This is a genomic window from Amycolatopsis sp. NPDC049159 (assembly GCF_040648295.1).
Classification (GTDB): domain Bacteria; phylum Actinomycetota; class Actinomycetes; order Mycobacteriales; family Pseudonocardiaceae; genus Amycolatopsis; species Amycolatopsis pretoriensis_A.
The window spans coordinates 25,547-52,161 of record NZ_JBEZDL010000037.1; the positions used below are offsets into that span (position 1 = coordinate 25,547).

Annotated in this window: 24 protein-coding genes; 17 read left to right on the top strand and 7 right to left on the bottom strand. The window is 72.1% G+C overall.

What is annotated here, in order from left to right:
- Window positions 1-3 precede the first annotated feature (3 nt).
- The 7 genes from AB0B33_RS43415 to AB0B33_RS43445 all read left to right on the top strand — a co-directional run bounded on the left by AB0B33_RS43415 (window position 4) and on the right by AB0B33_RS43445 (window position 9,028).
- The gene (locus tag AB0B33_RS43415) at window positions 4-1,656 is read left to right on the top strand and encodes a response regulator (protein ID WP_247013925.1); all 1,653 of its coding nucleotides are present in this window, start codon (window positions 4-6) and stop codon (window positions 1,654-1,656) included.
- Window positions 1,653-3,071 (top strand): ATP-binding protein, encoded by a 1,419-nt coding sequence (locus tag AB0B33_RS43420; RefSeq protein ID WP_360783120.1) that lies wholly within the window; start codon window positions 1,653-1,655, stop codon window positions 3,069-3,071. Before AB0B33_RS43415 ends, AB0B33_RS43420 begins: the two co-directional genes overlap by 4 nt.
- Window positions 3,071-4,564 (top strand): carboxylesterase family protein, encoded by a 1,494-nt coding sequence (locus AB0B33_RS43425; RefSeq protein WP_360783123.1) that lies wholly within the window; start codon window positions 3,071-3,073, stop codon window positions 4,562-4,564. Before AB0B33_RS43420 ends, AB0B33_RS43425 begins: the two co-directional genes overlap by 1 nt.
- 82 nt (window positions 4,565-4,646) lie before the next feature.
- Window positions 4,647-5,726, top strand: coding sequence for a hypothetical protein (locus AB0B33_RS43430; protein WP_360783126.1), 1,080 nt, complete (start codon window positions 4,647-4,649; stop codon window positions 5,724-5,726).
- A gap of 1 nt (window position 5,727) precedes the next feature.
- Window positions 5,728-6,855, top strand: a complete 1,128-nt coding sequence (locus AB0B33_RS43435; RefSeq protein WP_360783129.1) for a toxic anion resistance protein — start codon at window positions 5,728-5,730, stop codon at window positions 6,853-6,855.
- On the top strand, window positions 6,855-8,465 hold the full coding sequence (locus tag AB0B33_RS43440) for an extracellular solute-binding protein (protein WP_360783213.1): 1,611 nt from the start codon (window positions 6,855-6,857) through the stop codon (window positions 8,463-8,465). Before AB0B33_RS43435 ends, AB0B33_RS43440 begins: the two co-directional genes overlap by 1 nt.
- Window positions 8,462-9,028, top strand: a complete 567-nt coding sequence (locus tag AB0B33_RS43445; RefSeq protein WP_360783132.1) for a hypothetical protein — start codon at window positions 8,462-8,464, stop codon at window positions 9,026-9,028. Before AB0B33_RS43440 ends, AB0B33_RS43445 begins: the two co-directional genes overlap by 4 nt.
- 552 nt (window positions 9,029-9,580) lie before the next feature.
- Here the strand turns inward: AB0B33_RS43445 and AB0B33_RS43450 are convergent.
- The 3 genes from AB0B33_RS43450 to AB0B33_RS43460 all read right to left on the bottom strand — a co-directional run bounded on the left by AB0B33_RS43450 (window position 9,581) and on the right by AB0B33_RS43460 (window position 11,790).
- Window positions 9,581-10,393 (bottom strand): LmeA family phospholipid-binding protein, encoded by an 813-nt coding sequence (locus AB0B33_RS43450; protein ID WP_360783134.1) that lies wholly within the window; start codon window positions 10,391-10,393, stop codon window positions 9,581-9,583.
- Window positions 10,394-10,474: 81 nt separating this feature from the next.
- Entirely contained in the window at window positions 10,475-10,729 is a 255-nt protein-coding gene (locus tag AB0B33_RS43455; RefSeq protein ID WP_086865576.1) for a hypothetical protein, read from the bottom strand.
- Between the two features lie 161 nt (window positions 10,730-10,890).
- The gene (locus tag AB0B33_RS43460; protein WP_360783138.1) at window positions 10,891-11,790 is read right to left on the bottom strand and encodes an ornithine cyclodeaminase family protein; all 900 of its coding nucleotides are present in this window, start codon (window positions 11,788-11,790) and stop codon (window positions 10,891-10,893) included.
- Window positions 11,791-11,832: 42 nt separating this feature from the next.
- Between AB0B33_RS43460 and AB0B33_RS43465 the strand changes: the two genes are divergently transcribed.
- The 3 genes from AB0B33_RS43465 to AB0B33_RS43475 are packed head-to-tail and all read left to right on the top strand — an operon-like array spanning window position 11,833 to window position 13,783.
- The gene (locus AB0B33_RS43465; RefSeq protein WP_360783141.1) at window positions 11,833-12,441 is read left to right on the top strand and encodes a pentapeptide repeat-containing protein; all 609 of its coding nucleotides are present in this window, start codon (window positions 11,833-11,835) and stop codon (window positions 12,439-12,441) included.
- A gap of 29 nt (window positions 12,442-12,470) precedes the next feature.
- A complete protein-coding gene (locus AB0B33_RS43470) occupies window positions 12,471-13,070 on the top strand; it encodes a sulfite oxidase-like oxidoreductase (protein WP_247013906.1) in 600 nt (199 codons plus the stop codon).
- Window positions 13,040-13,783 (top strand): ferredoxin reductase, encoded by a 744-nt coding sequence (locus tag AB0B33_RS43475; protein WP_360783144.1) that lies wholly within the window; start codon window positions 13,040-13,042, stop codon window positions 13,781-13,783. Before AB0B33_RS43470 ends, AB0B33_RS43475 begins: the two co-directional genes overlap by 31 nt.
- A 396-nt stretch (window positions 13,784-14,179) precedes the next feature.
- On the opposite strand, the gene AB0B33_RS43480 is transcribed toward AB0B33_RS43475, so the two are convergent.
- Both AB0B33_RS43480 and AB0B33_RS43485 read right to left on the bottom strand, forming a co-directional pair.
- Window positions 14,180-16,588: a helix-turn-helix transcriptional regulator gene (locus AB0B33_RS43480; RefSeq protein ID WP_360783147.1), complete on the bottom strand. Its 2,409-nt coding sequence runs from the start codon at window positions 16,586-16,588 to the stop codon at window positions 14,180-14,182.
- Window positions 16,585-17,727: a molecular chaperone DnaK gene (locus tag AB0B33_RS43485; protein WP_247013900.1), complete on the bottom strand. Its 1,143-nt coding sequence runs from the start codon at window positions 17,725-17,727 to the stop codon at window positions 16,585-16,587. The genes AB0B33_RS43480 and AB0B33_RS43485 overlap by 4 nt, the downstream gene beginning before the upstream one ends.
- A 304-nt stretch (window positions 17,728-18,031) precedes the next feature.
- On the opposite strand from AB0B33_RS43485, the gene AB0B33_RS43490 reads away from it, so the two are divergent.
- From AB0B33_RS43490 to AB0B33_RS43500, 3 genes are all read left to right on the top strand, one after another.
- Complete coding sequence (locus AB0B33_RS43490) at window positions 18,032-19,039, top strand: IniB N-terminal domain-containing protein (protein ID WP_247013898.1); 1,008 nt, start codon at window positions 18,032-18,034, stop codon at window positions 19,037-19,039.
- Between the two features lie 101 nt (window positions 19,040-19,140).
- Window positions 19,141-20,919, top strand: a complete 1,779-nt coding sequence (locus AB0B33_RS43495) for a dynamin family protein (RefSeq protein ID WP_247013896.1) — start codon at window positions 19,141-19,143, stop codon at window positions 20,917-20,919.
- Window positions 20,916-22,118 carry a GTPase gene (locus AB0B33_RS43500; protein ID WP_360783152.1) on the top strand — a complete coding sequence of 401 codons (1,203 nt, stop codon included), beginning with the start codon at window positions 20,916-20,918 and terminating at the stop codon, window positions 22,116-22,118. Before AB0B33_RS43495 ends, AB0B33_RS43500 begins: the two co-directional genes overlap by 4 nt.
- Here AB0B33_RS43500 and AB0B33_RS43505 read toward each other — a convergent pair.
- Window positions 22,115-22,501: a Rid family hydrolase gene (locus AB0B33_RS43505; RefSeq protein WP_360783155.1), complete on the bottom strand. Its 387-nt coding sequence runs from the start codon at window positions 22,499-22,501 to the stop codon at window positions 22,115-22,117. The genes AB0B33_RS43500 and AB0B33_RS43505 overlap by 4 nt on opposite strands.
- A 92-nt stretch (window positions 22,502-22,593) precedes the next feature.
- Between AB0B33_RS43505 and AB0B33_RS43510 the strand changes: the two genes are divergently transcribed.
- Complete coding sequence (locus tag AB0B33_RS43510) at window positions 22,594-22,956, top strand: helix-turn-helix domain-containing protein (RefSeq protein WP_360783158.1); 363 nt, start codon at window positions 22,594-22,596, stop codon at window positions 22,954-22,956.
- On the opposite strand, the gene AB0B33_RS43515 is transcribed toward AB0B33_RS43510, so the two are convergent.
- The gene (locus tag AB0B33_RS43515; RefSeq protein WP_360783161.1) at window positions 22,953-23,918 is read right to left on the bottom strand and encodes a WYL domain-containing protein; all 966 of its coding nucleotides are present in this window, start codon (window positions 23,916-23,918) and stop codon (window positions 22,953-22,955) included. The genes AB0B33_RS43510 and AB0B33_RS43515 overlap by 4 nt on opposite strands.
- Window positions 23,919-24,010: 92 nt before the next feature.
- Here AB0B33_RS43515 and AB0B33_RS43520 point away from each other — a divergent pair, with 92 nt between their 5' ends.
- From AB0B33_RS43520 to AB0B33_RS43530, 3 genes are all read left to right on the top strand, one after another.
- Window positions 24,011-24,406, top strand: a complete 396-nt coding sequence (locus tag AB0B33_RS43520; protein WP_247025287.1) for a RidA family protein — start codon at window positions 24,011-24,013, stop codon at window positions 24,404-24,406.
- 93 nt (window positions 24,407-24,499) lie between these two features.
- Window positions 24,500-26,044 (top strand): long-chain fatty acid--CoA ligase, encoded by a 1,545-nt coding sequence (locus AB0B33_RS43525; protein WP_360783163.1) that lies wholly within the window; start codon window positions 24,500-24,502, stop codon window positions 26,042-26,044.
- Window positions 26,044-26,586 (top strand): TetR/AcrR family transcriptional regulator, encoded by a 543-nt coding sequence (locus AB0B33_RS43530; RefSeq protein ID WP_247013877.1) that lies wholly within the window; start codon window positions 26,044-26,046, stop codon window positions 26,584-26,586. The genes AB0B33_RS43525 and AB0B33_RS43530 overlap by 1 nt, the downstream gene beginning before the upstream one ends.
- Window positions 26,587-26,615 lie beyond the last annotated feature (29 nt).

Below are 26,615 nucleotides of genomic sequence, written 5' to 3' on the forward strand. Positions count from 1 at the left end.
GGCGTGAGCCAGCCGATCCTGATGACCGTCGACGACGATCCCGCCGTGTCCCGCTCGGTCGCCCGTGACCTGCGGCGCCGCTACGGCAAGGACTACCGCGTCATCCGTGCCGACTCCGGCATGGACGCGCTCGAAGCGCTGCGCGAGATCAAGCTGCGCGGCGACGCCGTCGCGGCCATCCTCGCCGACTACCGGATGCCGCAGATGGACGGGATCGCCTTCCTCGAGAAGGCGATGGACCTGTTCCCGCACGCCCGCCGCGCCCTGCTGACCGCCTACGCCGACACCGACGCCGCGATCCAGGCGATCAACGTCGTCGACGTCGACCACTACCTGCTCAAGCCGTGGGACCCGCCGGAGGAGAAGCTCTACCCGGTGATCGACGCGCTGGTCGAGACCTGGAAGGCGGTCGGCGACAAGCCGGTCGAAGAGGTCAAGCTCATCGGCCACCGGTACAGCCAGCCGTCCTTCGAGCTGCGCGACTTCCTCGCCCGCAACGCCGTCCCGTACCGCTGGTACTCCGTCCAGGACGACGAAGGGTGCCGGATCCTGCAGGCCGCCGAGGCGACCGAGGCCGACATCCCGGTGGTCGTCACGCCGGACGGCAAGGTGCTCAAGCAGCCGACCGGCGGCGAGATCGCCGACGCGGTCGGTTTGTCGACCCGGCCGGCGCAGGAGTTCTACGACCTCGTCGTGATCGGCGGCGGCCCGGCCGGCCTCGGCGCCGCGGTGTACGGCGCTTCCGAGGGCCTGCGCACGGTGCTCGTCGAGAAGAAGGCCACCGGCGGCCAGGCCGGCACGAGCTCGCGCATCGAGAACTACCTCGGCTTCCCCGACGGCGTCTCCGGCGCGCAGCTGACCGACCGGGCGCGCCGCCAGGCCCAGAAGTTCGGCGCCGAGGTGCTGACCGCGCGCGACGTCGTCGGCCTGGAGGCCCGCGGCTCGTCGCGGGTGATCACCTTCGGCGACGGCAGCGAGATCGCCGCGCACTCGGTGATCCTCGCCAGCGGCGTCAACTACCGCGCCCTGGAGGCCGAGGGCATCGAGGAGCTCACCGGCCGCGGCGTCTACTACGGCTCGGCCGCGACCGAGGCACCCGAGTGCAAGGGCGAGCACGTCTACATCGTCGGCGGCGCCAACTCCGCCGGGCAGGCGGCGGTGTTCTTCTCCCGGCACGCCAGCGACGTCACGATCCTGGTGCGCGGCGCCTCCCTGGAAGCGTCGATGTCGCACTACCTGATCGAGCAGATCGCCGGCATCGAGAACATCCACGTCCGCACGCACACCACGGTCAAGCAGGCCCACGGCGACGAGCACCTCGAGCGGATCACGCTGTGCGAGAACGGCGTCACCGAGACGGTCGACTCCGGCCACCTGTTCATCTTCATCGGCGCCGCGCCGCGCACCGACTGGCTCGGCGAGACCATCCACCGCGACGAGTACGGCTTCGTCCGCACCGGCCCCGACCTGCTGACCGCCGGTCAGCGCCCGGCGGGCTGGACCCTCGACCGTGATCCGCACTACCTCGAATCCTCGATCCCCGGCGTGTTCGTGGCCGGTGACGTGCGGTCCCAGTCGGTCAAGCGGGTGGCCTCCGCGGTCGGCGAGGGCGCGATGGCCGTGACGCTGGTACACCGGTACCTGGAGGAACAATGAGCGCACTGCCGCGGGACGAGCTTCGCGGGCTCTTCCTGTTCGAACACCTTTCCGAAGAGCAGCTCGACTGGATCGCCGGCAACGCGGTCCTCGAGGAGTACGAGGGCGACTCCACCGTCATCAGCGAAGGCGGCGAAGCGACCTGCTTCTACGTCCTGCTCACCGGCGCGATCCGGATGACGCGGCTGGTCAGCGGCACCGAGGTGGAAACCAACCGGTCCGACCAGCGCGGCGCCTACTTCGGCGCGACGCAGTTCTTCGTGCACCAGGAAACCGAGCACACCTACAACGCGACGGTGCGCGCGCTCTCCGACGTCACGTTCCTGACGCTGCCCTCGAAGGAGTTCTCCTTCGAGTTCCGCCGGTGGTTCCCGATGGCGACGCACCTGCTCGAGGGCATGTACCTCGGCTGGCGCAACAGCGACACGGTGATCGGCTCGCGCCGGCGCCTGCTGGCGCTGGGCGAGCTGTCGGCGGGCCTGACGCACGAGCTGAACAACCCGGCCGCGGCCGCCGTGCGGGCGACGTCCGCCCTGCGCGAGCGCGTCGCCGGCATGCGGCACAAGCTGGCCTTCCTGGCGAAGAAGGACATCGAGCCGGAGCTGCTCTACCAGCTCATCGACGTCCAGGAACGCCTGGTCAAGCAGGTCGCGCAGGCGCCGAAGCTGACCGCGATGCAGCAGGCCGACCGCGAGGACGAGATCACCGGCTGGTTCGACGAGCGGGGCATCGACGGCGGCTGGGACCTCGCCGACATCTACGTCCGCGCCGGGCTGACCACGCCCGACCTGGACCACGTGCTGGAGCAGGTCGGTGACACCTTCATCGACGGCGCCGTCCGCTGGCTCGCCTACGCGCTCGAGACCGAGATGCTGATGGGCGAGATCGAGGACTCCACCACGCGCATCTCCGCGCTGGTCGGCAAGGCCAAGCAGTACTCCCAGATGGACCGCGCGCCGCACCAGTGGGTCGACGTCCACGACGGCCTCGACTCCACGCTCGTGATGCTCTCGGGCAAGATCGGCGACATCCGCGTCGTCAAGGAGTACGACCGCAGCCTGCCGAAGATCCCCGCGTACCCGGGCGAGCTGAACCAGGTCTGGACGAACATCATCGACAACGCGATCGGCGCGATGCAGGGCGACGGCACGCTGACCCTGCGCACCTGGGGCCAGAACGACCAGGTCCGCGTGGAGATCGGCGACACCGGCCCGGGCATCCCGGCGGACATCAAGCCGCGGATCTTCGAGCCGTTCTTCACCACGAAACCGGTCGGCGAAGGCACCGGGCTCGGCCTGGACATCTCGTGGAAGATCGTCGTCGAACGCCACCAGGGCGACCTGCGCGTCGAGTCGGAGCCCGGGAACACCCGGTTCGAGGTCTGCCTGCCGACGGTCGAGCAGGCTTCGCTCTGATGGTCTCCGTCCCGACGGTGACGACCGAGCTCGGGGCGCTCGTGGGGCTGGCGGGGGACGGCGTCCGCGTCTGGCGCGGGATCCCGTACGCCCGCCCGCCGGTCGGCGAGCTGCGGTGGAAGGCGCCGCGGCCGCCGTCGCTGTCCGGTGGCGTGCACGTCGCCACCGAGTACGGCCCGCACGCGATGCAGTCGCCGGACCCGATGAACCCGTCCGCGGTGTGCGACGAAGACTGCCTGTACCTCAACGTCTGCACGCCGGAAGGGCCCGCGCCCGAAGGCGGCTGGCCGGTGCTGTTCTGGCTGCACGGCGGCGGTTACCGCGTCGGGCACGGCGAGCAGCTCGGCGACGGCGAGGAGTTCGCGCGCGCCGGGATCGTCGTCGTCACGATCAACTACCGGCTCGGCTCGCTCGGCTTCCTGCACCTCGCCGGGATCTTCGGCGAGTCCGAAGCGGACGCCGGGGTGTGCGGCCTGCTCGACCAGATCGAGGCCTTGAAGTGGGTGCGCCGCAACGTCTCCGCGTTCGGCGGCGACCCGGCGCGGATCACCGTCTACGGCGTCTCGGCGGGCGCGAAGAGCCTCGGGAACCTGATGGGCAGCCCGCTGGGCGCGGGGTTGTTCGCCCAGGGGATCAGCAGCAGCGGCGGCGCCGACCACGTGGCGACGCCGGAGGCCGGCACGGCGCTGGCGAAGCGGCTCCTCGACGAAGTCGGCTGCCACGACGCCGAAGCGTTGCGGTCCTTGCCCGCCAAGGAGTTCGTCGAGGCGCAGGAACGGATCCTGACCGGGCTGCAGGCGTTGTGGCTCTGGCGCCCGACCCTGCACCCGCGGGTGCTGCCCGAGGTGCCGATCGAGCCGATCCGGCGGGGGAGCGCGGCCGGGGTCCCGCTGCTGATCGGCTGCAACAGCAACGAAGGCAGCACGTACGCGCTGATGCTCGGCGACGACGTCGCGACGGCGCCCGCGAGCGGCATCTTGAGCGGCATCCTCGGTGAGGAACGGGCTTCGCACCTGCTCGAGACCTACCTCCGGCGCGTCCCCGACCTGAAGTCCGCGAAGATCGCCGCGATGGGCGACGAGCGCTACGGCATCCCGACGCAGCGCCTCGCCGACGCGCAGTCCGCGCACGCCCCCGTGTTCCGCTACCGCATCGACATCGCCGCGCCCGGCGTGCCCGAGCAGCTCGACGGCGGCCACGGCACCGAGACCACCATGGCGTGGAAGGTCCCGATGCCGCTGTTCGACCAGGCCATCGACGTGAACCCGAAGCGGGAGCGCGCCGCGCTGCTCATCCACCGGGCCTGGGTGCGGTTCATCCGCGACGGCGTCGCCGACGCCGACGGCCCCGAATGGCCTTCCTACGGCCCCGAACTCCGCCCGGTGCTGGTTTTCCGGGAAGACACCGATCTGGTGCTCGACCCACGGCCGGACGAGCGGAAGGCCTGGGGCGACACGGAATGGGCGTCCGGGACCTGGTTCCCGGTGACCTGAGACCGTTCCTTCACCCGCCGTTCACTTCGAACGGGCCCGCTCCCGCGTCCAATGAGCGAAAGCCCATCGAGGGGAGTGGCTCGTGAAACGCCGGGTGTCGATCGGACTGGCCGTGGTGCTCGTGCTGGCCGTCGTCGGGGTGATCATCTGGGGGCGCGGCGACGGCGCCGCGCAGGGTGGCGACCTCACCACGGTGCGCGGCACCATCGGCTCGGAGAAGCAGGCGTTCTTCACCGACCGGCGCGTCGTCGACGCCTTCGCGCGGCACGGCCTGAAGGTCGAAGTGGACACCGCGGGCTCGCGGCAGATCGCGACGAGCGTGGACCTCGGGAAGTACGCGTTCGCGTTCCCGTCGTCCTCGCCGGCGGCGCAGAAGATCCAGCGCGACCGCAAGGTGACGACGGTGTACACGCCGTTCCAGTCGCCGATGGCGGTGGCCAGCTTCGAGCCGATCGTGGCGCTGCTGCGCGCGAACGGCTTGGTGCACAAGGGGGCCGGCGACTACGACGTCCTCGACATCGCGAAGTACCTGGACCTGGCGAAGGCCGGGACGCGCTGGGACCAGCTGCCCGGCAGCACCGCGTACCCGGCCCGCAAGAACGTCCTCGTCACCACGACCGACCCGCGCGAGTCGAACTCCGCGGCGATGTACCTGTCGATCGTTTCCTTCGTGGCCAACGGGAACGCCGTCGTCAGCACGCCCGAGCAGGAGGCGAAGGTGCTGCCGCCGGTGTCGAAGCTGTTCCTGGACCAGGGGTACACGCAGAACAGCACCGAAGGGCCGTTCGAGGACTACCTGTCGGCGGGCATGGGCAAGACGCCGCTGGCGCTGATCTACGAGTCGCAGTTCGTGGACCGGGTGGTGCGCGGCGACGGCTCCATCCGGCCGGACATGCGGCTGCTCTACACCGCGCCGACGGTGTACTCGAAGCACACGCTGGTGCCGCTGACCCCGGACGGCGACAAGGTCGGCCAGCTCCTGTCCACCGACCCCGAGCTGGGCAAGCTCGCCGCGACCTTCGGCTTCCGCACGACCGACCCGAAGCTGTTCGCCGAGGTCGCCGCGCCCGCGCACGTGCCCGCCGACCTGGTGGACGCCGTCGAACCGCCCTCGTTCGAGACGCTCGAGCGGCTGCTCGACGCCGTCGGCAAGCAGTACTGACATGGACTTCGCGCTCAGCCCGCCCGAACCGGTCGCCGCGATCCCCGTCGAGCGCGCGGCCGGCCTCATCACGCTCAGCGAAGACACCCGCGCCGACGTGACCGCGCGGGCCGGCGGGTTCGCGTCGCGGCTGGAGGCGCTGGACGTCCGGTCGCCGGAGTTCACCGACCTGCTGGACGAGCTGCTGGCCGTCGGCGAGGCCGACATGCGGGCCGCCGCGGGCGTCGCGGGCACGATGCTCGACCGGTCGATGCGCAGCGTGGCGTCCCCGCAGGACGGCGTCACGACGAGCCTGGCCGGCCTGCGCCGCACGGTCGCCGAGCTGGACCCGGCGAAGCTGCCGCTGACCGGGCGGAAACTGCTCGGGATGTTCCCGGTCGCCGCGGGCGCGAAGCGCGCCCTGGACCGCTACCGCGCGGCGAACGAGCCGGTCAACGCGCTCGTCGTCGACCTCCGCGGCCGCCAGGACGTCCTGCGCCGCGACAACGCGGCGATCAAGGGCGAGCGCGAGCGGCTGTGGAAGGTGATGGGGAAGCTGGCCGAAGCGGCCGCCTTCGCCGAGGCCGTCGACGGCGCCATCGAGCGGCAGGCGTCCGTCTTCGACTTCACGGACCCGGTGCGCGCGCAGGCGTTGCGCGGGGACGTGCTGTACCCGATCCGGCAGCGGCACCAGGACCTGCTCACCCAGCTCGCCGTCGGCGCGCAGGGCTACCTCGCGCTGGACCTGGTGCGCAAGAACAACGACGAGCTGATCCGCGGCGTCGAACGGGCGGTGTCGGTGACCGTATCCGCGTTGCGGGTCGCCCTGCTGGTCAGCGGCGCGCTGGCGAGCCAGCGGGACGTCCTGGACGAGGTCGCCGCGCTGCAGGCCACCACGGATGGGCTGATCCGCGCCAACACCGAGCTGCTGGACCTGCAGTCCGCGGAGATCCGGAAAGCGAGCAGCGACCCGGCGGTCGCGACCGAGACGATCCGGCGGTCGTTCGACCGGATCTACGCCTCGATCGACGCGATCGACGGGTTCCGCGCGGACGCCGTCCGCTCGATGGCGGCGACCGTCGAGTCGCTGTCCGGCGAGATCCGCCGCGCCGAAGACCACCTGCGCCGTTCGCACGAGGGGGAAGCATGATCAGGAAGCTGGGGGCGCTCGCCCTCGGTGTGCTGCTGCTGGCGGGGTGTTCGGACTCTTCGTCCGCCCCCTTGGGCGACCCGGAGCCGGGCACGCTCAGGATCCTGGCCGGCAGCGAGCTGGCCGACCTGCAGCCGGTGCTCGACGAAGCCGCTCGCGCCACCGGCGTAACGGTCAAGTTCACCTTCACCGGGACGCTGGAAGGCGCGGAAGCGCTCGCGAACGGCAGTGTCGACGGGAAGTACGACGCGGTGTGGTTCTCGTCGAACCGCTACCCGGCGGGCATCCCCGAAGCGGCGAAGCGGCTCGGGAACCAGGTCAAGATCATGAGTTCGCCGGTGGTGCTCGGGCTGGCGACGTCGGTGGTGCAGCGGCTCGGCTGGGCGGGGAAGCCGGTGAGCTGGGGCGAAATCGCCGCGCAGGCCGGGAAGAAGGCGTTCAGCTACGGCATGACGGACCCGTCGGCGTCGAATTCGGGGTTCTCGGCACTGGTCGGCGTCGCTTCGGCGCTGGCCGGTGCGGGCAACGCGATCGACGCCCGGCAGATCGCGTCGGTGACGCCGCAGCTGACGCAGTTCTTCAGTGCGCAGGCGCTTTCGGCGGGTTCTTCGGGCTGGCTGTCGGACGCGTACACGCGGCGGGCGAGCGGGCAGGACCCCGGCCAGAAGGTCGACGGGCTGATCAACTACGAGTCCGTCCTGCTGTCGGCGAACGCGTCCGGCAAGCTGCCGGAGCCGCTGACGCTGATCTACCCGAGCGACGGCGTCGTCACGGCCGACTACCCGCTGACCCTGTTGTCGGACGCCAATTCCGACGCACGTTCGGCGCACCAGCGGCTGTCGGACTACCTGCGGGCGCCGGACGTCCAGAAGCGGATCATGGAGACGACGCAGCGGCGTCCGGTCGTCCCGGGTGTCGCACTGGGGCAGCAGTTCGCCGCGCGCGACCTCGTCGAGCTGCCGTTCCCGGCGACGCAGCAGGCGATGGACGCGCTGCTCCAGGCGTACTTCGACGAGATCCGCCGCCCGTCGCGTACGCTGTACGTGCTCGACACGTCCGGGTCCATGAAGGGCGACCGCATCGACTCGCTGCGCTCCGCGCTGGCCGGCCTGACCGGGGCGGACAACTCGCTCACCGGGCGGTACCGGCGGTTCCGGAGCCGCGAGGAGGTGCTGATGCTGCCGTTCAGCACGCGGCCGTCGGGGGTCACGACGTTCACCGTGCCGGAGCAGAACCCGGCGGCGGAACTGGCGCGCATCAAGACGTTCGCGGAGGGCCTGCCGGCGAGCGGCGGCACGGCGATCTACGACAGCCTGTCGCAGGCCTACCGGGACCTGGAACCGTTGCAGGCACGCGACCCGGACCGGTTCACGTCGATCGTCCTGATGACCGACGGCGAGAACGCGAACGGCTCGTCCCTGGCGGACTTCCAGCTGACGTTCGGCACGCTCCCGCCGTCGGTCAAGCGGGTACCGGTGTTCACGGTGCTGTTCGGCGAAGGCAGCAGCGACGAGCTGACCCAGGTGGCGACGTTGACCGGTGGCAAGGTGTTCGACGGGCGCGAGACGCAGTTGCCCGACGTGTTCAAGGAGATCCGCGGGTACCAATGATGCTGCGCTACCTGGGCTCGACCAAGAACCTCACCGGCTGCGTCGGCGGCCTGGTCGGTGTCGTGCTGTACCTGACCGGGGTGGTCGGGTGGTTCTGGCCGTTCGTGGTGGTGGCGTTGTACTTGGCTGGGGCGTTGCTCGCGCCGGGTGAGAAGGTCCGGCTGGTGCCGGATACGTCGGCTTCGCTGCGGTCTTCTTTGGAGACGCTGGTTTCTTCGGTTGTCGCGCAGTCTTCCCGGCTGCCTGCGTCCAGTGTGGACGCTGTACGCCGGATCGCGGAGGTCCTTTCCGACCTGCTTTCCCACCCGGACCGGCTCGCGGCCGACCCCGACCTGCAGCACGCGGTGGTGCGGTTGGCGGGGACGGACCTGCCGTTGTCGGTCCAGACGTACTTGAACCTCCCGTGGTGGTTCGCGGCCCGGCGGGTGGGTGCGGGGGAGGAGCTGGTGGCGCAGCTGGGTTTGCTGGAGACGGAGGCGCACCGGGTGGCTGAGCGGTTCTACGCGACGGAGATCGATCGGCAGGCGGACCACACCCGGTACTTGCGGGATCGCGACGCTTGAGCCGACCGGTGTCGCTTTGGGCAAGTTCCCGTACCCGGCTGATCACTTAAGTTGTCGCATGGTTGTTTTGCCGTAGCTTGGCCGAGCTTCCGCACTTGGTCGACCACTCGGGCTGTCCCACGTCGGTTTCGCGCCGTTCGGGCAACGTTTCCGTGCTTGGCCGCGACTCGGGCCGTCTCGCGCCACTCAGGCAAAGTTCCCGCGCTCGGCCGACCGCCCGAGCTGCCCCGGTTTTGCGTCGCTCTGGCCAAGAATCCCGTACTCGGCCGACTATCCGAGCTGCTTGCCGTTGATTCCCGCGGTTGTTCCGCACCGCTTCCCGCAACCCCGCCACCTCGCAGTCCCGCGGAGGCCGCGACGCCACCGGCGGCCAACCCGCCCACCCGGCTACTCAGCCGCCCCTCTTACCCCTTCGAGTCCGCGAGCCAAGCGACCTTTCCCTTACCCCGCAACACTTCCCCACCTCTACCCGTGTGAGTGATGTGTTCGAACGAACGTTCGAGTACGTTGGCCAGTGAGAGCCACCACCGGCTCACCACAAGCAAAGGAGAGTCATGAACGACCGCCGAGTCTGGGTAGGGTCAGCGTCACGGCCGCCGTCGTCAGCCAGCTCAGCAAGTCGGGCAAGGGGATGCGGGAAAGCCGCTCCGGCCATTCCTCCGCCACGGTGTGCAGCACCAGCTCGTCCTGCCGCGGCTCCACCTTCGTCAGCCGTATCCCCGGCGGCAGTTCCGGCAGCGGAAGCACGATGGGCCGGAAACGCCGTGGCGGCCGTAGTCGTCGTTGTCCGATGTGGAGGGTCTCCGGCACGAGAACGACGACGTCGTCGCCCACCTCGGGGCGCAGGGTCAAGTGGCCCCAGAGGGGGCGCTTCGCCCAGTGGATCTGCAGCAGCCCGCTACCCGCCGGAGCCGCGACGATCCCGGGGCGGACTTTCGCCACCCGTTCTCGCAGCACATCCGCGGAAACCGCGATCTGCAGCTCGACCCGGGCGGGCTTGGCGGCCGGCGTGGGCAGCGAGCGGAGGCGGACGTCTTCGGCGAGCACGGTGACCCGGCGCAGCGGAATGCTGCCGCCTTCGGGTTCGGGCCAGTCGACGTCCTCGGCGACGATCCGGACGTCGCCGATCCGCCCGGTGGCCAGCCGGAGGTTGCCGGCCGGGTAGTCGAGTTCGGTGAGCGTCAGGCCGACCTCGCGGTCGTCGACCTTCGCGGTCAGGCGCCGTCCGACGAGCTGCTCGGTGACGGTCCGCGCCAGCGCGGCCGGCGTGACCGGGACGTTCGGCAACAGCGAACGCCCGGCCGCGGCCAGCCCGGCCAGCTCAGGCCAGGGCGACCAGCCGTCGAACCACCTGCCGTCGCTCATCCATCCAGTGTCGCCGAAAGACACTGCGGATGCCGACGGCGGGTGGTCCGACAGTGGTACCTGTCGGCAGCCCGCCGACCGTCACCGTCCGGCGAAGCGGGCGATGATGCCGGTCACGACCAGCCAGAACACCGCGGCCAGGCCGAAGTCGAGGATGACGGCCAGGCTCGGGTTGCTGACCGGGAACAGCCCCGGGAAGAACAAGGCGAGAGGAACCGCCAGTGACTTGATGAAAACGAAGAACGCGTTGCCGGCGTTGGCGCCGGCGAGCACCATGATCATGTAGAGAACTTCGATCCCCGCGAAGATCGCGCCGATCGCCGTGATGACCCGCACGGCCGTGTTCCGTCTGGTGGTGGTTCGCCAAGGAGACATGTCGCGAAAATTCCCGGATCGGGTGACCGATCAAACGCTCCAAGGCCCAGATTGCGCCGTTTGGCCGCTCCCTATTGCTCTCTGCTCCGCTCCGAACACGGGTGGTGAGCCCATTCGGCCGTTCAAGCGTGCGCATCTCCGAGCAACCGGGCGACAGCCCAGTCCTGCACGGCGAGACCGACGGACTTGAACACCGTCCGCCCGCGCACCACCGGTGGCTCACGCAGGGCGTCGCCCAGCTCGATCAGCTGGCCACGGCCGAGGAGCCCGGTCTCCACCGCGTGGATCACCTCACCGGCTTCCGCCAACGCGGCCTCGACCTGATCGACGACCACGCACCCCGCGGTGGCGAGCAACTCGGCGGGAAGTTCCCGCATGGACGGCAGGTAGGACCCGATCGCGTTCACGTGAACCCGTTCGGGCAAGGCATCGACAGCGAAGAGAGGAGTACTCGATGAAGTAGCACAACAGACGATCTCCGCGTCGGACACCGCGTCCTCCGCGCTCCCGGCGACCCGCATCGCCACCTCCGAGAACTCGGCACCCAGCCGAGCCGTGAACGCCGACGCGCGCGACCGGTCGCGCCCGAACACGGCCAAGTGCCGCACCGGGCGCACCGCCGCCACCGCACGCACCTGGTCGGCGGCCTGCGCGCCGGTCCCGAGCAGGGCGAGCTTGGTCGCGCCGGTCGGGGCGAGAAGGTCCGTCGCGACGCCGGAAGCGGCGCCGGTGCGCAGCGTGGTGAGCTCGACCGCGTCGGCGACCACCTGGCCTTCAGCGGTGTTCCAGACCAGCGTGCCCAGGATCATCGGGGTGCGCCCGGCGGCCAGGTTGAGCGTCTTCACGACGGTCGTGGACGACGGGGTGTGGCAAGCGCTCATCACGAGCGTCGTGCCGCCGCCGAACGACAACCGTTGCGGCACCGCGAAACGACCGACGGCGAGGTCGAGGAACGCCTCGCGCACCGCGTCGACGGCGGCCGCCATCGGCACGGCCTTCCGGACGTCGTCGGCGTCGAGCATGCGCGGCTCCTTCGGGCTCGGCTCTGCCGTTAGCCTGACGGGGTGTCCGAGGCCACGCAAGATCCCGTCGAAGAGCAGCGGTTCTCCCGTGACGACTGGTACGGAGAGGAGATCACCGGACGCCACTACGTGCGGTGCGAGTTCCACGAGGTCGACTTCTCCGAGGCCGTCGTGCGGAACTCGGTGTTCACCGACTGCGGGTTCGGCAACGTGCGCTTCAACGCGTCGCGGCACCTGGACTCGTCGTTCGCCGGCTGCGCCTTCAAGCGGTGCAACTTCTTCGACGCCGAGTTCACCGGCTGCAAGCTCGTCGGCGCCACGTTCGCCGAGTGCGAGCTGCGACCGCTGCGGGTCATCGGCGGCGACTGGTCGTTCGCCGGGCTGGCGGGCGCGGACCTGCGTTCGGTCAGCTTCCAGGGCGTGCGGATGCGGGAAGCCGACCTGACCGGGGCCGACTGCGGTGGTGCGGTGTTCGCCGACGTCGACCTGTCCGCGGCGATGCTGCACGCGGTCAAGCTGCCGCGCGCCGAGCTGCGGGGCAGCGACCTCTCGGCCCTCGACCCGCTGAACGCCGAGCTGGCGGGCGCGATCGTGTCACCCGAACAGGCTGCGGTGCTCGTCACGTCGCTCGGGCTGCGGGTCCGGGCGTAGGCTCGGCGGGACCGCGAAGGGAGTGCCGCATGGGTGTCGTGACACCGGGTTTCCAGGGCCGCGCCCGCAGCGGCGACCCGCGCCTGCCGCCCGGTCAGTACCTGGCCGAGGACTTCCCGGTGCTGTCCGCGGGGCCGACGCCACGCGTGCGCACCGAGACGTGGGAGTTTGCGGTCACCACCGAAAAGGGTGACAAGCACACGTGGAGCTGGGCCGAGCTGCTGGCGCTGCCGAGCGAAAAGCCCACTGTGGACATCCACTGCGTCACCCAGTGGTCCAAACTGGACACGCGCTGGCGGGGCGTCGCGGTCGACACGCTGGTCGGCGGGCTCGACACCGAGGCCGACTACGTCATGGTCCACTCCTACGGCGGCTACACGACGAACCTGCCACTGGCCGACCTGCTCGACGGCCAGGCCTGGATCGCCTACGAGTACGACGGCAAGCCGCTCACCCCCGAGCACGGCGGCCCGGCGCGGCTGCTCGTGCCGCACCTGTACTTCTGGAAGTCCGCGAAGTGGGTGCGCGGGCTGGAGCTGAAGACCCGGGACGAGCCGGGCTTCTGGGAGAACGTCGGCTACCACGACTACGGGGATCCATGGCGCGAACAGCGGTATCAGGGCGACTAGCCTGGCGGGTCGCCCGCCTGGCCGAATTCCGCGACGAAACCCCGACGGCCCGCACGCTCGTGTTCGACCTGCCCGGCTGGCCGGGACACCTGGCGGGCCAGCACGTCGACGTCCGTCTGACGGCCGCGGACGGTTACCGCGCCCAGCGCAGCTACTCCCTCGCCGCCCCCGCGAACGGCGACCGGGTGGAACTGACGGTCCAGCGCGTCGCCGACGGCGAAGTCTCGGAGCACCTGACCGGCCCGTACGCGATCGGCGACCCGGTCGAAATCCGCGGCCCGATCGGCGGCTGGTTCGCGTGGCGCCCCACGAACCCGGAACCGGTCCTCCTCATCGCGGGCGGCTCGGGCATCGTCCCCCTGATGGCGATGATCCGCGCCCGCCGCGCGGCGGGCGTCCGCACCCCGTTCAAGCTGATCTATTCCCTGCGCACCCCGGCCGAGCAGTACTACGCCGACGAGCTCCGCACCCCGGTGGCGGGCCTGGACATCACGTACGTCTACACCCGCGAGCTCCCCGAAGGCCGTCCGGGCATCCCCCGCCGGATCGACGTGGCGACCCTCAACACAGCAGCCTGGCCCGCCGAGTTCGGCGCGACAGCGTTCATCTGCGGCCCGACGGCCTTCGTGGAAACGGCAGCGGACATCCTGCTGGCCCTCGGCCACGACCCGCACCGCATCCGAACGGAACGCTTCGGTCCCAGCCGCGACTGACCGCAAGACGCGGTGGGGGCTGCCCCGCGCCCGCGTGATAGCGGTGTGGTTGGAGCTGCGCCGTGCCGACCCCAGCCGCGACTGACCGCACGACGTCGGACGCAGTCGGAGGTGCTCCGCGCCCGCCCAGCCGCTACTGACCGCACGGCATCCGTGCGAGTGGGGCCCGCCGCGCCTTGAGTCTGGCCGCGCGACACCAACGTGGTGGAGCTACGCCCCACCTTCCCGAGCCGCGGCTGGCCGCGCGACGTTGCCCGCGCTCGAGCTGCGCCGCGTAGTCGGCGCTAAGGCGTGGTCGGGGGACCAAGGCCTGCAGCCGTACCGCCGGCAGCGCTCGCCCGAGCGATCAAACCCGCGAGCCACCCAGGGAACAGCCGCAAGCTCAGCGGGTGCGGCTCAAGGCGCGTCCGGCCGTGACAACAACTCCCGCAGCGTCGCCAGCAGCTCCCGCCGGTCCGCCGCCCCCAGCTTCCCTCGGATCCGGGCCATGTGGTGCTCCACCGTCTTCCCGGAAATGAACAGTTTGCTCCCCGCCTGCTTGTACGTCAGCCCCTCCACGACAAGGCGGGCCACCTCCAGCTCCCGCTCGCTCAACGCCGCCAGACCGGTCCCAGCCGCAGCCGGCTCCGTCGCCCCCTGGTCCCGCCGGGCCGCCGTGCCCTGGAACTGCCGGGCCGCCTCCAGCAACTGCACCATCGCCTTGCGATCGGACGTGCGGATCGCCGCCTGGCCGGCCAAGCGGGCCGCGTCCCAGCGGAGGTCCAAGTCGTGCAGTTCCGCGGCCGCCGCGGCGATCGGGTTCGGGGCGAACGTTCCGCTCAGGACCTCCAGCCAGCACTGGGCCGCCGTCGCGAGGGCTCGGGGGTGGCGGCCGCAGTGGGCGTGGGTCGTCAACGTTGCCAGGTGGGCCTTCGCCGACTCCGCGTCCTCCAGCGTGATCGCCGCGTGGAGCTCGTGCCAGACCAACGACACCGTCCACAGTGGAGGCTCGCCGAGGCGGGACAGGAGTGCGTGGGCGCGCTCCAGCTGGGGGGCCAGCTTCGCGAACGCCCCCGTGCGGGCCGCCGCGATCGCCAGCTCGCCCAGTGGCAGCAGCGAAAACAGGTCCGTCTGCTGCCGCATCGACGCCTGGTACGCGCGGTTCCACGCCCGCTGCAAGCCGACCAGGTCGCTCGCGCGACGGGCCAAGCCGAGGTCCAACGTCGCGAAGAACAGCTCGTCGCGGGCTTCCAGGGGGCGACCGGCGACGGCGTCGCGGTGTTCCGCCGCCTTGGCGAGGTCGCCGGCCGTCATCGCCACCCAGCCGAGCAGGAGGCGGTGGCGGGACTCCAGGAGGTCGCCGCCGGTGTGGCCCTCCAGCGCGCGCGTCAGGACCGACTCCGCCAGCGCCAGCTCGCCGGTGTGCAACGCCGCCAGTGCGGCGAGCGCGGCCGGGCTGTCCGGGAGCAGCGTGCCGCCCAGGGCCGGCTCCAGCATCGCCGCCGCGCCCAGCAACGTCGACAACGTCTCCGACGCGTAGCCGGACACCGAATCCGCGATGCCGCCCGCCATCCGGGTGGCCGCGCCCGCGAACAACGTCGGAGCGACGCCGGGGGCGGGGGTGTCCAACAACTGCCGGGCGCCGGGGAGGTCGCCGGTGCCGACGAGGGCGATGGCCGCGAACGCGTCTGCGCCCGCCCAGCTCGTCGCGGGGAGCTCGGCCGTGCGGGCCGCCCAGTGGTAGAGCTCCGCGCTGCGGGCCAGCTCGCCGCGGTGCGCCAGCACCGTCGCGGCGATCGCGGCGCCGGCCGCGCGGGTCTCCGCGTCGGTCGCGCCGAGCATCCCGTCGCCGAGCCGCAAAGCCGTGTCGAGGTCGCCGGACAACGCCGCCGCGCGGGCCCAGCCCGCCGTCACTGCCGGGGAGCGGTCGCCGGCTTCGGCGGCGGCTTCGAACAGCCGGACCGCCAGCCGCGCGTCGGACGGCAGCGCTTCGCCGGCCGCCGCCGCGAAGGCCGCCGCCGCGGACGCGCCGGAACTGCCCGTGCCGAGCAGGGACCGTGCCAGGTCGAGCACCGGCAGGCCGTTCGCCAGCTGCAGCTCCACCAGCCGCTGCACCGTCGCCAGGCGGCGGGCGGGCGGGCCGAAGTCGCGGACGGCGGTGGCGGCCAGGGGCAGCAGCGTGTCGTCCGGGGCGAGGAGGCCGGTCGCGCGGGCGCCCTCGACGACGGCGGGGAGCTGGTCGGGGTCGCGGTCGAGCAACGCGGACAACAGGTCCAGGTTGCGTCCCGCCCCCGCTTCGGCCGCGATCAGGTAGCGCAGCACGGCGTCGTCGAGCTCGTCGAGCTCCGGCCGGAACTCCTCGAGCCGCCCGAGCAGCGCGCGCTCGGCCAGCCTCGGCACGCCGCCGCTGCGCGCGTGCAGCTCCGCCGCGGAGTCCGCGTCGGCGGGCGAACCCGTCACCGCCGTCATCATCCGGGCGATGTCCTCGACGCCGAGCGGGCCGAGCTGCAGCAGCGTCCAGCCGGGCGCCACCGCGGCCGGCCGGTGCGCGACGACGATCGGGCCGTCCGCGCCGGCGAGCAGGTCCTCGAGCTGGTCGGGGCCGAGCCGGTCGGCGTCGTCGACGAGCACGGCGTCGACGCCCGCCTCGCGGTAGCAGCGGTCGAGCGCGGCGAGCAGGACGCTCTTGCCGTAGCCGCCGGGGGCGACGACGGCGAGCCGCAGCGGTTCGGCGGGTTCGGCCGCGACCCGGTCGAGGAGCTGCCGGGCCGCCGGGTGCGCGGGAACGGTGTGGAGCGGGGAAACCTGCGTGAGCAGAGTGTTCAACAGTGACCTTCACCGGAGGGGGCGCCGGGGCGGGCGCAGTGGCTCGGGGCGGGGGAGGGAGCGGGGGAGGTGCCGGGGCCCGCGGTGGCTTCACGGGCGGTGAGGGTGATCGCGCCGGCGGAGACGCCGGCGGCGAGCAGCAGGATCGCGGCGGCGAGGGGGCGCCGCCGCCGGAACAGGTTCATCGGGGTGGCGCGCTCGGGCAGTTCGAACGGCGTGATGTCGACCGGCGGCCGGGGCGGCCGCTCGCCGAGCTCACCGAGCGTGTCCACCTGGGGGAGCAGGGTGGTCTCGACGGCCGGGGGTTCCAGGGGACCGCCCCGGCCCTCGGCGCGCAGCACCGCGAGGGCGGCCGCACCGAGCGCGGCGGTCGCCGGCGGAACCGGTCCCGCGAACATCGGGCACGGCGGCCGGGCGGGCAGCGCGTGCGGGGGGACGTCGCCGCAGAACACCACGCCGGCGAGCCCCCGGGGCGACGTCGACGCCGCGCCGGCGAGGGCGAACAGCGTGCTCAGCGCGGCCGCCGGGGCCACGCCTTCGGCGCTCGTGCCGGGCTGCCAGCCGCTGGCGGCGGTCGCCGTCGCCAGCGTGACGCTCACGCCGTCGGCGCCGAACTCGCACACCCCGGCCGCGGTCGCGCCGGGGCCGGGCACGGCCAGGTGCGCGCCGAGCGCGGCGATCGAGCCGGGGACCAGCGTGACGGCGGTGAACCCGGCACCGGCCAGTGCCCGCCGCAGCACGTCACGGCGGTAGCCGCCCCAGTCGCCGGGGTGGGTCAGCACCAGGTGGTCCGGTGGCCCGCCGAAGAGGTCCGCGGCGTGCTCGGCGATCCCCTCGACGAGCACGGTGGTCAGCGTCTCGGGCGGGAACGCCTCGCCTTCGACGAGCATCGGCACGTCGTCGCCGATCCGCCGGTGGAAGCCGGTGAGCAGCCGGGACGGGACCCGGGCGCCGGCCTGCGCGGCCGCGTCCCCGGTGAGCAGGTACCCCTCGTCGTCCAGGAACAGCGCGGACGCCGCGGCCGGGGACCGTTCGCCCAGCCAGAGGGGTTCGGGCTCGCCCCAGCCGGTGCCTTGACGGCGGCAGGTCGCGGCGTGGGTCCGCGCCTGTGCCACATCGATCCCGAGGACGTAGGGCAACGGCGGTTCCTCCTCACCTCGCGGGGGCTGATCAGGGGTACGGAATCCCCCTAGGGCTCGGGGCATCCTCACCCAAACGGGTTAGTCAATCAAGGGCCTGGGGGGATTTAACCCAACTGAGCGCGTCTCGGATGAGCCCCTAACTCCCTAACGATGACATATCGATCCCCTATCGGCTGACCGGACTGCGACTCGGAGTGATCCCCGATGTGCGCTGGGGGGTCGGCTCCCTACCTTGATGACGGAGAGCAGCGGTCCTTGCGGCCGATGCCGTCCCCCGAACCACCGGACCAGGAGAAACCCCATGGACTCCGTGCAGACGTTGCACGATTTCGCGCTGAACCTGCTCAACGACCCGACCGCGCTGGCGGCCTTCGGGACGGACCCGCAGGGCGTGCTCGCCGCCGCCGGTCTCGGCGACGTCAGCGCCGCCGACGTGCACGAGGTCATCCCGCTGGTGCTCGACTTCGTGCCGGTCGACAGCCTCCCCGCCGTGGACAGCCTCCCGGCCATCGGCGGCCTGTCCGGCGTCGGCACCGACGCCCCGGGCATCCAGGGCGCGATCGACCAGCTCACCGCCCTCACCGCGGGCCTCGGCCTGCCGGCCACCTCGGCGCTGCCGGGTGTCGGCGACCTCGGCACCGAGCTGCCGGCCATCGGCGACCTGGGCCTGCCCGCCGCCGTCCCGGGCGTCGGCGCGCTGCCCGGCGTGAACGACCTCACCACCACGGCCGCCGGCGTCACCGCCCTGGCCGGTGACCCGACCGGCGCCTTCGGCACCGCGGGCGACCTCGGCTCCAGCCTCGACGCGGTCCAGGTCGCGGGCAACCTCGTGTACTCGGTCACCGACGTCGACCACAGCGCGGTCGTCGGCGCCACCGGCGAGGTCGCGCACCTCGGCAGCGACGTCGTCGGCAACCTGTCGAACAACGCGACCGCGCCGGTTTACGAGACCACCACGCACATCGGCGACGTCAGCGGTGACCTGAACAGCACCGTCGGCGCGGTCACCGGCCACATCGGTGACTTCACCGGCGTCCTCAAGGGCACCTCGGACATCGACGTCAAGCACGTCACCGGCGAGGTCGCCTCGGCCGTCCACGGTGTCGGCGACGTCACCGGTGCCGTGACGAACGCCACCGGCATCAACGTCGACCACAACGCCCTCGGCCAGGTCGGCGAGCTGGCCAGCGGCAACAGCTCCGCGGTGCACGACGTCGTCTCCGACGTCGCGGACACCAGCCACAACGTGCTGGGCAACCTGCACCTCGGCGACGTCGCCACGGGCAACGACCTCCACATCGGGCACTGAGCCCCGAACCGGTCACCGGTGCCCGTCCCGCGGTCTGGGTGCGACCGCGGGACGGGCACCCGGTGTGCGCACGGGGAGTAAACCGGGGACACTCCTTCGCTGTGACCGCCCCCGCTTGGCTCGAAGTGCTCAACGAGACGATGGACGCGTGCCGCACGCACGGCCGCGCCGATCTCGCCGAGCGCCTGCGCAGACGCCGCGACGCCCCGCCGGGGCAGATCCGGCTCGGCGTGCTCGGCTTTCCCAAACAGGGCAAGGGTTACTTGCTCAACGCGGTGCTGAACGCGCCGGTGTGCGCGGTCGGCGACGCCCCGACTCCCGCCGTGCCCACCGAAATCGCCTACTCCGCCGAACCCGCCGCGACGCTGGTCGGCCGCTCCCTCGAACGGATCCCCGTCGCGGTCGAACGGCTCACCGGTGAACTCGGCGCCCGCCCCGCCGGCACGCTCAGCCGCGTCGAAGTCGGTGTGCCGCGCGAACTCCTGTCGGCCGGGCTCGTCCTCGTCGACACGCCGCCGGTCGGTGACCCGCGGTCACCGCGGACCGCCGCCGCCCTCGACCTGCTCGCCGAAGCGGACGCGGTGATCCTCGTCTCCGACGCGACCGCGCCGCTGAGCCCCGCCGAACTCGCGCTCGCCCGGCACGTGCGCACCTGGTGCCCGCACGTCCTGGTGGCGCTGACCAAGATCGACGCCTCCCCGGGCTGGCGCGCGGTGGCCGAGCGCAACCGCGCGATGCTCGCCGAGGCCGGGATCGACGCCCCCGTCCAGCCGGTTTCGGCCGTCGTCCGCCAGGCCGCCGCGAAGGCCGGTGACGCGGATCTCAACGCCCGCTCCGGTTTTCCCGAACTGCTGAACTGGATCGCCGAACAGGCCGCGCGCCCGGCGGAGCAGTCCCGCGCGCTGCTGGCCGCCGTGGGCGTGCGGGCCGCCGCCACGGAACTGGTGGAGTCGCTGCGCGACCGCGTCGACACGGTCGCCCAAGACGCCGGGCTCGGGCAGGCCGCGCTGCTGCAGCGCGCGCAACGCCGTGCCGACGACCTGCGGCGGCAGAACACCAAGTGGCAGAACCTGCTTTCCGACGAGATCACCGATCTGCTGTCGGACGCCGAATACGACCTGCGCGAGCGGACCCGCAAGATCGTCAACACCATCGACCGCACCTTCGACGAGGGCGACCCGGCGAAAGTGTGGGACGAATTCGCGCCGTGGCTGGACAACGCGCTGGCCGAAGCCGTCGACGTCAACTACACGTGGCTCGCCGACCGGGCGGAGTGGATCGCGCAGGCCGTCGCCGCGTGCTTCGGCGCGCAGTACGACCGCGCGCTGCCCGACCTCCGGCTCGACGGATCCGGCGTGGAGGGCCTCGACGACGTCCGGCGGCCGAAGATCGAGAAGTTCAAGGTGGGGCAGCAGGCCTTCACCGGCCTGCGCGGGTCCTACGGCGGCGTGCTGATGTTCGGCCTGGTCACCAGCCTCGCCGGGCTGCCGCTGATCAACCCCGTCTCGATCGGCGCCGGTGCGGCGTTCGCCGCGAAGACGATCAAGGACGAAGGCGGCATGCGGCTGCAGCGCCGTCAAGCCGTGGCCAAGCAGGCGGCGCAGCGGCACGTCGACGACGTGTTCATCCGCTTCAGCAAGGAATGCCGCGACTCGATCCGCCTCGTGCAGCGCCGGCTGCGCGACCACTTCACCGGGCTGGCCGAGGAACTCGCCGACGAGCTGACCCACGAGCGCGAGACGATCATGGCCGGCACCGCCGAACGCGAGCGCCGGACCGTCCACATCAGACGCGAGATCGACCGGCTGGCCGGCCTGCACCAGCGCGCGGGCGAGCTCGGCACGATCGCCGGACGGCAGCGGCGGGAGCTTTCGGCGTGACGCGGGACGTCCGCGACCTGCTGGCCGCCGCGGCCGGGCTCTACCGGGACGACCCGCGGGCTTCGGCGCTCCTGCACGACTGCCTGAACCGGCTGGAGCAGCCGCTGCGCGTCGCGTTCACCGGCGCGCCTTCGTCGGGCAAGTCGACGCTCGCCGCGGCGCTCGGCGAATGGCCGACGCGCGCGCTGCGCGACCTCGTGCTCCTCGACGACCCCGGCCCGGCCGACGACGTCCCGGACGCGACCGTCCGGCTGGTCCGCCACCTGGAGCCGGACGAACTCGCCGCGGCGCACCCGCCGGCCGGCTCGCCGTTCGCGCGGCAGAGCGCGGTCAACTCGGTGCTGGTGCTGTCCCGGGCCGACGAGGTGGGCGCGGGCCGCATCGACGCGTTGCTGACCGCGAAGCAGCTCGCGCGCCGCGCTTGGCGCGAAGACCCGCTGTGCACGGGGTTCCTGGGCGTGATCGCGGTGGCCGGCCAGCTGGCGTACGGCGGCCGGTCGTTGCGCGACGACGAGTTCGACCTCCTGGCCGCGTTCGCGGCCGTGCCGCGGGAGGAGCTGGAACGCCACGTGCTGTCGGTGGATTCGTTCACCGACCCGGCGTTCCCGGGCCCGATCCCGGTGGAGACGCGGCGGTCGCTGGTGGTGCGCTTCGGGATGTTCGGCGTCCGCCTGGCGCTGACGCTGATCCGCACCGGCTGCGACGACCGGGTCAAGCTGTCGGCGGAACTGGTGCGCCGCAGCGGGCTCGGCGAGCTGCGCGACACGCTCGCGGGCTGTTTCGTCGCGCGGGCGGAGGCGTTGAAGGCCCGCACGGCGGTGATTCGTCTCGAAGCGTTGCTGGCGGCCCAGCCCCGTCCGGGCGGCGACCGCCTGGTGTCCCGGGTGGAGCGCTTCGCGGCGGCCGCCCACGACTTCCGCGAGCTGCGCCTGATCGCGGACATCCGCGGCGGCCGGACGGCGTTGTCCGGCGACCCCGCGGAGGAGGCGGTCCGCCTGCTGGGCGCTCAGGGCACGGCCCCGGCCGACCGGCTGGGCCTGGAACCGGACGCGGACCCGGGCGAGATCTACGACGCGGGCCTGGACGCGTTGCGGCGCTGGCGCCACGAGGCGGAGCGCCCGGACCGCCCCCACGCGGAACGGACGGCGGCCCACGTGGTGGTGCGGTCGGCCGAGGGAATGCTGGCGCTGTTCGCCTAACGCACCGCGGTCGCCTCGATCTCCACGAGGTGCTCGGGGACGTCCAGTGCCGCGACGCCGATGAGCGTGGCCGGCGGTTTCGCGGTGGTGCCGACCTTCGCGGCACCCCGGGCGATGCCGTCGAGGAGGGCGGGCATCTTCGCGGGTGTCCAGTCGACGACGGAGAAGTTCAGCTTCGCCACGTCGTCGAAGGTGGCACCGGCCGCGGCCAGTGCGGCGGCGACGTTGACGTAGCACTGCTCGACCTGCGTGGCCAGGTCGCGTTCCGTTTCCCAGGCGACCTGCCCGGCGACGAAGACGAGCTTCGTCCCCTCGGCGATCGCCACCTGGTGGTAGGGGTCGACTGCGGGCAGCTCGGGCGGGTTGACGAGGGTGACGGCCATCTTTCCTCCGTGGTCACTTGTGGTTACTCAGGAACCGTAGGAGAGTGTTGGTCCATGCGGAAGAAGGCACTTTTCGGTGACGGGGGAACCAGGTGGTGACCAAGCAGGACGCGGACCTTTCCCGCGCGGATTCGCTGGCGCGGGAGATCTTCTCCGACGTCGCCAACAAGTGGGCGTTCCTGATCATCGAGACGCTCGGCGAGCGCACCCTGCGATTCAGCGAACTGCGGAACGAGGTCGAGGGCATCAGCCACAAGATGCTGACCCAGAACCTGCGCATGCTGGAGCGCAACGGGCTGGTCGAGCGCGAGGTGTTCCCGACCGTCCCGCCCCGGGTCGAGTACACGCTCACCGCGCCGGGGCAGGGGCTGCGGGCGACGGTCGACAGCATGTGCGGCTGGACCCAGCGCTACCTCGGCGAGATTGAAACCGCCCGGCTCCGCTTCGACGGCTAGGTCTCGTGGAGACCGGCGATCGCCGTGGCCCGGTCGTGCAACGCGGTCCGCAACCACTGCGGCGCAAGGACTTCCGCGTCCACGCCGAGTTGCCACAGCGCCCACTCGGCGTGCCGCCGGTCCTGGAAGGCCAGCGAAAGCCGTACCCAGCCGCCGGCGCCGGCCGGCTCGGTGGCGGTCAGCGCGGTCGCCGTCAGCTCCTCCCGCCGGGCCGCGGCCACCCGGGCCTGCACGGTGACCTGCTCGCCGCCGGTGCGGAACCGCGTGCTGCGCTCCTGCCACGCCCGGTCCAGGTCGACGCGCTCCGGTCGCTGCGCGGGCTCGTCCAGCTCCTCGGCCGCGTGGATCCGGGACAGCCGGTAGGTGCGGTCCTCGCCGGACCGCGTGGCCAGCAGGTAACCCTGTTCGCGCACGGTGACCAGCCCGATCGGGTCCACCGTCCGCCACTTCGGCGGCTCGTCGACGGCCGCGTAGCGGATGCGCAGCCGGTGGCCGGCGAACACCGCGCGCCGGACCTCGGCCACGATCTCGTCGGGTACCTCCTCCGCGGCCGGCCGGCGGGCGAGGAGGTCGGTCGCCGGGTCGACGAGCAGCCGCTCGGCCACGCTCGCCGCGGTGTCGCGCTGGCTCTCGGGGAGTGCGTCGACCACCTTGAGCATCGCGGACGCCAGCGCCGAGCCGAGGCCGAACGCCGGGGCGCCGCGGCGGGAGCCGGCGATCAGCAGGGCGAGGGCCTCGTCGTGGGTCAGGCCGGTGAGCTCGGTCCGGAACCCCGGCAGCAGCGCGAAACCGCCGTGCCGCCCGCGCTCGGCGTAGACCGGGACGCCCGCCGTGGACAGCGCCTCGATGTCGCGCAGCACCGTGCGGGTCGACACCTCCAGCTCGCGCGCCAGCGTGGCCGCGGACAGCCGGCCGTGCCGGCGCAGCAGCAGCACCAGGGACACCAGCCGGTCGGCGCGCACGCGGAAACCGTAGCCGAATACACGACACAGGATGTCGTGTATTGGTTGCGAGGCTCTTCGCACTGTCTACGAACGGATGGAGTGAAGTGGCTGTGGAACGAACGGCGGTCAACCCGTGGCCGTGGTCGGTGGCGCTGGGCTACCACCAGGGCGAGCTCGTCACCGGGCCCGCCCGGACGCTGTACTGCGCCGGGCAGACCGCGATGAACGGCGACGGCGAACCCCAGCACGACGGCGACCTCGCGGCGCAGCTGGCGTTGAGCCTCGACAACCTCGAGGCGGTGCTCGGCGAGGGCGGGATGACGTTGGGCGACCTCGTCCGGCTGACCGTCTACACGACCGACGTCGACCTGCTCTTCCAGCACTACGGCGTGCTCGCGGGCCGGCTCGGTGCGGCCGGGGCCGCGCCCGCCACCACGATGCTCGGCGTGACGCGGTTGGCGATTCCCACGCTGCTGGTGGAGCTGGAAGGTACTGCTGTCGCGTGAAAAAGCCGCCGGCCCGCCGGGTATTGACGCCCGGCGGGTCGCGGCGCACCATAGACCGGTCTATGGTCCAGCGCCGGCCGGAGGGAACCCGCCATGCCCCACGACGTCCGCCCCCGGGTCCGGCTGTTCGGCGAGCTCCTCGCGCACTGGGCGCGCGAACGCCCGGCGGACACCGCGCTGCGCTTCGGCGACCAGGCGTGGACCTGGGCGGAGTTCGACGAGCGCGCCCGGCGGCTCTCGGGTGCCCTCGCGGCCGCCGGGGTGGGCCGGGGCGACCGCGTCGCGTTCGTCGACAAGAACCACCCCGCCTGCCTGGAGACGACCTTCGCCGCGGCCGGGATCGGCGCCGCGAACGCCGTGGTCAACTGGCGGCTCTCCGGGGACGAACTCGCCTACGTGCTCGGGGATTCCGGCGCGAAGGTGGTCTTCGTCGGCGCCGAACTGCGGCCCGCGCTCGACGCGGTCCGCGACCGGCTGCCCGCGCTCGACCGCGTGGTCGTCGTCGGCGGGGACGAAGACGAGTACGAGCCCTTCCTGGCTTCCGCGGAGCCGCACGCGGGGTCCGAAGTGGACCCCGGCGACGGCGTGCTCGTCATGTACACCAGCGGCACCACCGGCTTCCCCAAGGGCGCGGTGCTGACCCACCGCGGCGTCATCGCCCACGGCCTCGCCGCCGGCACCGCGTTCCCGATCGGCCCCGGCGAGGTCAACCTCGTCGCGATGCCGCTGTTCCACGTCGGCGGCAGCTGTTACGCGGTTTCCGGGTTCCTTTACGGCGAACCGTCCTACCTGACCCGCGAACCGGACGCGGCTTCGCTGTTCGCCGCACTGCGGGCCGGGATCACGCACGCGTTCCTCGTGCCCGCCGTCGTGGCCGGGATCGCGCAGGCCGGCGAAGACGCGCTCAAGGCGTTCTCCCGGTTGAAGTACCTCTGCTACGGCGCTTCGCCGATGCCGCTCCCGTTGCTGCGCACCGTGCTCGCCGCCTGGCCGGACGTGAAGTTCGCGCAGGTGTACGGCATGACCGAGCTGTCCGGCGCGGTCACCGCCCTGGACCCGGAGGCGCACCGGGACGCGTCGCGCCCCGAACGGCTGGCTTCCGCGGGCACCGCACTGTCCGGAGTGGACATCCGGATCGTCGACCCGGTGACCCTCGAGGACGCCGCCACCGGCGAAGTCTGGATTCGCACCGAGCAGCGGATGGCGGGCTACCTCGGCAAGCCCGAGGCGACCGCCGAGACCATCGTGGCCGGCTGGGTGCGCACCGGCGACGTCGGGCGCCTGGACGACGGCGGGTTCCTGTTCCTCGAGGACCGCGTCAAGGACATGATCATCACCGGCGGCGAGAACGTCTACTCGCCCGAGGTCGAGCGCGTGGTGGCGGAGTTCCCCGGCGTCGCCGAGGTGGCCGTGATCGGTGTCCCGGACGAGCGGTGGGGCGAGCAGGTCAAGGCCGTCGTCGCCGGCGATCAGCTCGACGCCGACAAGCTCATGGAGTTCTGCCGCGAGCGCCTGGCCCACTACAAGTGCCCGCGCAGCGTCGACGTCGTGGAAGCGTTGCCGCGCAACGCGACCGGCAAGATCCTCAAGCGCTCGCTGCGCGAACCGTACTGGCGAAACCGGGACCGGAACGTCTGATGCCCCCGGTGACGCGGGACGCGTACTTCGCGGCCGCATTGGACGTGCTGGCGGAGCACGGGTTCACCGAGCTGAACGTCGGCCGGCTGTGCCGCGGCCTCGGCGTCACGAGCGGGTCGTTCTACCACCACTTCGGCGGCTGGCCGGGGTTCGTCGAGCAGCTGCTGGACCACTGGGAGAACCGGCAGGTGCGCATCCTGCGCGAAGGGAACTTCGGCAGCGGCGGCCCGTCGGCCGACTTCGCCGCGCTGATGGACCTGACGCTCGGGCTGCCGCACGAGGCCGAAGCCGCCATCCGGGCGTGGGCGGCGAACGACGAAACCGTGCGGGCGGCGCAGAAACGCGTCGACTCCGCGCGGGTGCGCACGGTCGGCAAGGCGGTCAAGGGCATCGTCGGCGACGGCGACCTCGCGCGGACGCTGACGTCGCTGGGCATGGCGATGCTGGTGGGTCACCAGCAGCTGGCGTCGGCGGGGGAGCACAGCGAGCTGGCCACCCTGCTGGCGGAGTACACGCGGCTGGTGCACGCCCGCGCCTCGTGACGTGTTCAGGGCGGTTCTCACCGCCCTGA

What these genes read in the sequence shown, in the direction of transcription:
- AB0B33_RS43420 (WP_360783120.1), top strand. Translation starts at nt 1,653, where the DNA reads ATGAGCGCACTGCCGCGGGACGAGCTTCGCGGGCTCTTCCTGTTCGAA.
- AB0B33_RS43425 (WP_360783123.1), top strand. Translation starts at nt 3,071, where the DNA reads ATGGTCTCCGTCCCGACGGTGACGACCGAGCTCGGGGCGCTCGTGGGG.
- AB0B33_RS43435 (WP_360783129.1), top strand. Translation starts at nt 5,728, where the DNA reads ATGGACTTCGCGCTCAGCCCGCCCGAACCGGTCGCCGCGATCCCCGTC.
- AB0B33_RS43445 (WP_360783132.1), top strand. Translation starts at nt 8,462, where the DNA reads ATGATGCTGCGCTACCTGGGCTCGACCAAGAACCTCACCGGCTGCGTC.
- AB0B33_RS43450 (WP_360783134.1), bottom strand. Translation starts at nt 10,393, where the DNA reads ATGAGCGACGGCAGGTGGTTCGACGGCTGGTCGCCCTGGCCTGAGCTG.
- AB0B33_RS43460 (WP_360783138.1), bottom strand. Translation starts at nt 11,790, where the DNA reads ATGCTCGACGCCGACGACGTCCGGAAGGCCGTGCCGATGGCGGCCGCC.
- AB0B33_RS43470 (WP_247013906.1), top strand. Translation starts at nt 12,471, where the DNA reads ATGGGTGTCGTGACACCGGGTTTCCAGGGCCGCGCCCGCAGCGGCGAC.
- AB0B33_RS43475 (WP_360783144.1), top strand. Translation starts at nt 13,040, where the DNA reads ATGGCGCGAACAGCGGTATCAGGGCGACTAGCCTGGCGGGTCGCCCGC.
- AB0B33_RS43490 (WP_247013898.1), top strand. Translation starts at nt 18,032, where the DNA reads ATGGACTCCGTGCAGACGTTGCACGATTTCGCGCTGAACCTGCTCAAC.
- AB0B33_RS43505 (WP_360783155.1), bottom strand. Translation starts at nt 22,501, where the DNA reads ATGGCCGTCACCCTCGTCAACCCGCCCGAGCTGCCCGCAGTCGACCCC.
- AB0B33_RS43525 (WP_360783163.1), top strand. Translation starts at nt 24,500, where the DNA reads ATGCCCCACGACGTCCGCCCCCGGGTCCGGCTGTTCGGCGAGCTCCTC.
- AB0B33_RS43530 (WP_247013877.1), top strand. Translation starts at nt 26,044, where the DNA reads ATGCCCCCGGTGACGCGGGACGCGTACTTCGCGGCCGCATTGGACGTG.